Annotated in this window: 2 protein-coding genes; both read left to right on the forward strand. The window is 33.1% G+C overall.

Annotated elements, in window-relative coordinates; all coding sequences use genetic code 11:
- The first annotated feature begins 382 nt into the window (after window positions 1-382).
- Window positions 383-3547 carry a hypothetical protein gene (locus VB732_RS26545; protein ID WP_323233870.1) on the forward strand — a complete coding sequence of 1055 codons (3165 nt, stop codon included), beginning with the start codon at window positions 383-385 and terminating at the stop codon, window positions 3545-3547.
- Window positions 3537-5990: a hypothetical protein gene (locus VB732_RS26550; RefSeq protein WP_323233871.1), complete on the forward strand. Its 2454-nt coding sequence runs from the start codon at window positions 3537-3539 to the stop codon at window positions 5988-5990. Before VB732_RS26545 ends, VB732_RS26550 begins: the two co-directional genes overlap by 11 nt.
- Window positions 5991-6000 lie beyond the last annotated feature (10 nt).

Raw genomic sequence — 6000 nt, forward strand, 5'->3', positions numbered from 1 at the left:
CTAGTGCAGCCTCTAGCCCCACTAGGTACTGCTAGACTTTTTTACTAAGATTAACATTTCAGCTTGGCGTATGGATGTCTGTATTCCCAGTTATGTTAGGATTTTCTGTCATGAAGACGGGCAGTGGCAGGGTACTACCTACGACCAGCCGTAGGCGATCTCTACGTTCCCTGCGGGACGCTACGCAAACGCAGCACTAAGTAAACTCAATTTCAGCAACTCCTCTATCAATACCAATTTCATAGGCATCCACTTCAATAAATCTGCCTCTCGCTACCCAATAATTTTTGAATTTCTTTCAATTGATTATTTTGGTACATCTATACTATAATTCACCGGATAAGTGAGATTTTAAATATTTACTCTAAAAGGTGGTGGCACAATGACATCAAAACATTCTATTGAAGAAAGTTCCAATCCATTACCAAAACTAAACTATATTCCGTTGCTTGACAAAGTTCTACAATTAATTCAGACCAGGAAAATTTTTAAATTATCTCAAGATAAAAATAAACTGCGAATATCAGCTTATGAGATTGCGTATGAAATTGCTATGACTGCAAAACAGCAATCAGCAAAGCAGCAATCTCTAAATATTTTAAACCAAGAAATAGGTATTAAAGCTGCAACTGTAAATTTTATTTCAGAGACGGACTTTTACTCTAAAATTCAAGCTATTAGGGATGAATTAAGAAAACAACTGCATAATGTTTGTGGAGAAAATCAAACCCAAGCTTGGTTAACAAATCTTAGTACATCATTGTCTGATTTTAATGATAATCAGCCATCTTTACCATTTACCTATCCTTTTAACAAGCCTTATAGTTTTACATCTCAGCGCTTAACTATCGAAAATAGTTTGGCGGAAGAGAGACGCAAGGGTAGTGATTCAGTCATCAAGGCTCATCATTTAAATGTCAGATTTGAAGGCATATCGCAGTTCGATAATAAGTTGTTAGAAAGTCTTAGGCTTTATATAGATAAAATAGCTAATTATGATAGCAGTGATTGGCAAGAAATCACGGATATTCTAACAGAAATATCACAACAAAAAAACTCTGAGTTAACTGAATTAAGAAGAATAGTAGATACGGAATCTCTACCCAGACTGTTACGTGACCTCAAAATAGACTATCTAGATTATTTGAGAATAGAATGTGCCAAAACTAATACAAGTAGCTCTAATTCCAAAGGTTTTGAATGTTTAGAAACTTTAATCAATCGGTTGAGGTTGCTATCAGATTATATTAACGAACCAAATTTAGATAATGCACATTTTGAAGTTAGTTATTTATTGGAACAAGCGATAAATCTTAGGACAGCTTTTTCTCAAGCAGATGCTTTTGATAAATTACCTATCATTCCTGAGTATGAAGGAGTTATAGGCGAAAGCATAGATAAAGAAAAAGACATTAAAGAATTTAATTTGGGTGTGAGGTTAAAGTTGAATGGTTCCGTAAATGCTTATGATGAGAAATCTGTACTTGATTACTACATGACTGAACTTGACCCTAACAGTCCACGGCATCAAGAACAATTAAAAGACCCAGCCAAAGCTAAAAACTTTAAAACAAAGGTTTTAATTATTGCTTGTCTCTACTATTTTATTTTTGCTGTCGATGAAGATGGCAAAGTTGCTGATAAAGATTATAACCCTATTCCTAAGTTTGAGACAGATGTTCTAAACAAATTAAAATCCGGCACTGCTTCTAATGAAGAAGTAAAAAATGTGTTATGCAACATTAGTAATTTAATATTGAATCAGGATGCTTGGCAGGTTAAACAGAAGTTAGCATCTTTAAAAGATTTGTTACAAACTTTTCTTGAAAAGAAAGAAATATTACCTCCTTTTTCCAAAGCAGTTCAACTATGTATTAACACAGCTATTCTCAATAAAACTCCTTCAAGAATTATTAATTCTCGTAATTTTCTTAAAATTGATTTAACTCAAGAAAACCAATCAGAAGCCAAAGCAAAAACTAGGGAGGCTTTAGGATATATCGAGGTTGTAGAACCTACTGTTAATTTGCAATCTCTTACATCACTAGCTGCCACTTTTACTTTTGACGATGTTCGCTATTTCACAGATAGCAATAAACAAAACTTTTCAATTAAATATGATACCACAGGGATTAAAGTATTACCAATTGTATTTTATCCTATTGCTCACAATGCTGAAACAAATGAATGGGAAAATCATCCCATATATGAAAAATATTATGAATCACAAAAACTTATTGCTATTTACTGGAGACCTAAGCAAGCCAGAGAAACTATATTTAATAATAGTCAATCCCCAGAAGCGAGAATATATAGGCAGGTATTTACTTTACTCACTTACTTGTGCATCAATATTTGTCGAGAGCAAATTAGTCTTAAGAGCCAGTCTGTCGATGAGAAACTGTTCATACCTATTTTTAGATTGCATCTAAAAGATATTCAAGATTCGACAGAAGATGAAATATTCCTTAGTTCTTTATCAAAAGCATTAGCACATATTTTACGCAGAGATTGTCTGTCCGATACTCAGGGAATTAATGCTAAAAAATATAACTATAACAAAAAAGAAAACAAAGAATATAAACCAAAAGATTTTGATTTCCGCGTCAACAATGCTTTGTCATCAATGTACGCTTTAGTTCCTAAAACTTTTGAGTTTAAAGGAGGGTCTCAACCTCAACTGGATAAACTAGCAATTATAGTAGTTTCTAGCTGGTTAAGTGATGCTGTTTGGGATGAAAAAGACAAAACAGCTAAAATTTCTAATATTTATGGTGAAATTATTGTCATTAATAAAGTCTCTGATACAGCAGTAAAAATTGAAACTATTAAAACGTTTGCTGATAATCAACCACACTCGAAAATATATACGCAGCCAGAGATTATCAAAGATGAAATTAGCAAGCTTTACCAACAAGGTTATCAACATTTTTTATATATAGCCAAGGCTCCATATAGTAGAAGCTTGGGTATAACTAAATTGGAATCCGACCCTGATTCATTATTCTTTATGTCTCAGAGTGTAGTCCAGTATCTTAAACAAGACAAATCAGATATTAAGCTGTATCCAATATTTATGGATACCTACCCTGCTATAAACTTAACTCGCGGAACAGTTGATTCTTTTTACATTCCTGATACTGAAGAGTTGGAAAAGTTATCAAAGGATAAAAGCCAACAAACTAGAGTATTTCTTAACCTTTTTACAGGACGTTCTGTAGATAAACAGCGTACATTTTTTAACAGTGTAGTTTGTTACAGCACTTTATTAAATATTTATGATGTTGCTGATACAAGAGATATTATGACAGGGCTTCTGGATAAAGATTCACCTTTGCAACAAGCTATTGTGCAATACATTACTTTATTTCACTTTTCTAGATACGAAGTTAATCGAAATATAGCATTTAAGCTGAATCCTTACAGTAAGTTAATTGGAGATGAAGGAATTGGTACAGTCTCTACTTATACTTATTCAAATAGAAACATCAAATTTAATAATTTAGCCTTTTTGACTAGCATCAGGAGTGCGCTTTATGGCAGATGATTTAGGCATTAATTTAGGTCGGGTATTTGAAATAAGTTTTAATATCGGCATCCTAACTTATTTTCAACACTCCAAGTTTCAACATTCCTATGACGATGTATATCTAACACCGTTAAGTAATTTATACTTACATAAAATACAACAAGCTGTTGCCAAAAATTACATAGATAAATCTCATAAAGAGATTATAGGAGACTGGGTAAAGTTGTTTATCCAAAAAGGTTGGATTTCAGGCTATAGCTTTATTCGAGAGTATATAGAAGCAACTGGCTGGCGCAATAAAAGCAAAATAGAAATTCTTTATTTTCAGTGTGACTTCTACGGCGACAACTCCTTTGGCATTTTAGACAGAAATGAAATAGTTTGCTACAAAGAAATTTTGGAGAGCCAGGGATTTGAAAATGTAGATATCATCCGATACAAAGACACTGGTGAATTTCTGAAAGCTGATACTCTCTTATTGACTCGGTATTTAGATAAATATCGAATATTGACTGTAGACCTATCTACCTTTACTACTTCAGCTATTCATTCTGTAACTGACTTAAATAATATCCAAACCTTACAAGATTCATTGCGTACCGAGTTGAACTATGTGCGCTCTAAATCTAGCTTTTGTGGACTTGGTATAGATACTGGTAATAGTAGCAACAAGGACAATAAGCTTAACGAGATTTATTCTAAGGAATTAGTGCAATACTTCTCTGCTTTCAAGACGAAAGATAAAGAAGCTGTGAAAGTTATCCAAGCCTGTAGTTACGCCTGGAGCTTTTATAAATTTTTACTGGGATCAGGTACGATATCCCCCACTGATCCAGTTAAGTTTAACTGTTTTGGGTATAGTGACAGGATGATTAACGGCATTACCCTTACTAAAGAAAAAGATGATGGTCAAGATAGCCTAAAAATATTAAAAACTTGTTACAAAATTTACAAAGATAAAAGTTTCAAAGATATTAATGAGAGCCGCAGTAGAGTCCTTCAAGTTATTAAAAGCAACGCAGCTAGAAACTTTCAGAATGGTAGAAGATTCGTTACAGATATAGTTGAAGCCAAAAAGGATACAATAAGTTACATTCAGAATACTGAAGTTTTTGAGGCTGACAAACACTTCTTTAATACGGCTGGTATTGTACCTGAATCAGTAAAGCAATCCCTACAACTAACAACAACAAAATTCAGAGATGCCCACGCAGAGTTAATACATCGGGCGCTTGCAGATTCTAGAATAGCCTTTTTGTTTTTAACTGGAAATCCCGGAATTGGTAAAACTACAGCAGTTGCAAAGCAAATTATTGAACAGTTAAATGAAGGTTCGCTCTTGATATATATCAGTCCTCGTATTCAGGTAAACAGGGATATTATCGAGAAGTTTAAGGAAAAAACGGATCTAAAATTATTTGACGATAATTTGATTTGTATTAATACAAACAAAAGAATAATTGATTATGCCAAAGGCCGCTATGCTGTTGAATACCATAGCAATAAACTTCACGGAAATCATTCAATAGGACAGGTTAAATTCTTAGATGCCAATACTTTAAAAGACAATACATTTGAGCTTTCAAGTGAATTAGTTAGATATGCAGATAACTTAATACAAGTGGAGAGACGGGACAAAGTTGGAGTGTTAGCAAGTTTATGTGAAGCAATTCACACCTGTATTATTAATCCTGATTTACCTAACAATATTGTTGCCACTGCGTCAATTCAATCACTTAAGGAAACTCGCTACGGTAATACTTTAAAGCATTTCAGCAGAATATTTAGCAGTGCTTATAATTCCTCAAGCACACCACCTGGAATTATTCCAAAAAAGATGAAAGAAATCGCCAGTCGTATGAAAAATATTTTCATTATGATTGACGAAATTACAGGTTCCCAAGAAGGAGTAGCTTTTCTGCATGGCATTTTAGACTTTATAGAAGAATATGATTTATTAAATCCTGAGTATGGCTTTAATGTTAAGGTGATTACTGCTGACGCATCACTGACAATCCAGGACGTAGTTAACAGTCATCTTACTAACAATCAGGTTCAAGGAGACAAAATATTTGTTAGGCAAATTGCAAACTCTATAGATCAATGTTTATCAATTGAAGAATTTGAATTTTTAAGTAAGCCTGCAACTATAATCAATGCAAATTCATATCCTGCTAATAAGCTAACTATTAATTATCAAGTGTTTATAGAATCATTAAACTCAGAAAAAGTTGCAGATGATAATCTAAACTTAGATACTAATGTTGCTGAAAAAATAAAAAGTGATATTTTAAAACTGCTGAAAGCTAATGATGGTCAAATTATAGTTTATATTCAAAATAAGAATAGCCTTAAACAATTAATTACTAACATTTCCAAAGAAAGACCAAGCTTTAAGCTATATCAAGAGTATCTGGAAATACACGCTAGTTTGTCAGATAGCAAAAGTGTTGAATGTTAAGAGAAATCCG

It is taken from the genome of Nostoc sp. UHCC 0252, assembly GCF_034931145.1.
In the GTDB taxonomy this organism is placed as follows: Bacteria; Cyanobacteriota; Cyanobacteriia; order Cyanobacteriales; family Nostocaceae; genus Nostoc.

Coding starts and splice junctions, on each gene's coding strand:
- VB732_RS26545 (WP_323233870.1), top strand. CDS start 383: ATGACATCAAAACATTCTATTGAAGAAAGTTCCAATCCATTACCAAAA.
- VB732_RS26550 (WP_323233871.1), top strand. CDS start 3,537: ATGGCAGATGATTTAGGCATTAATTTAGGTCGGGTATTTGAAATAAGT.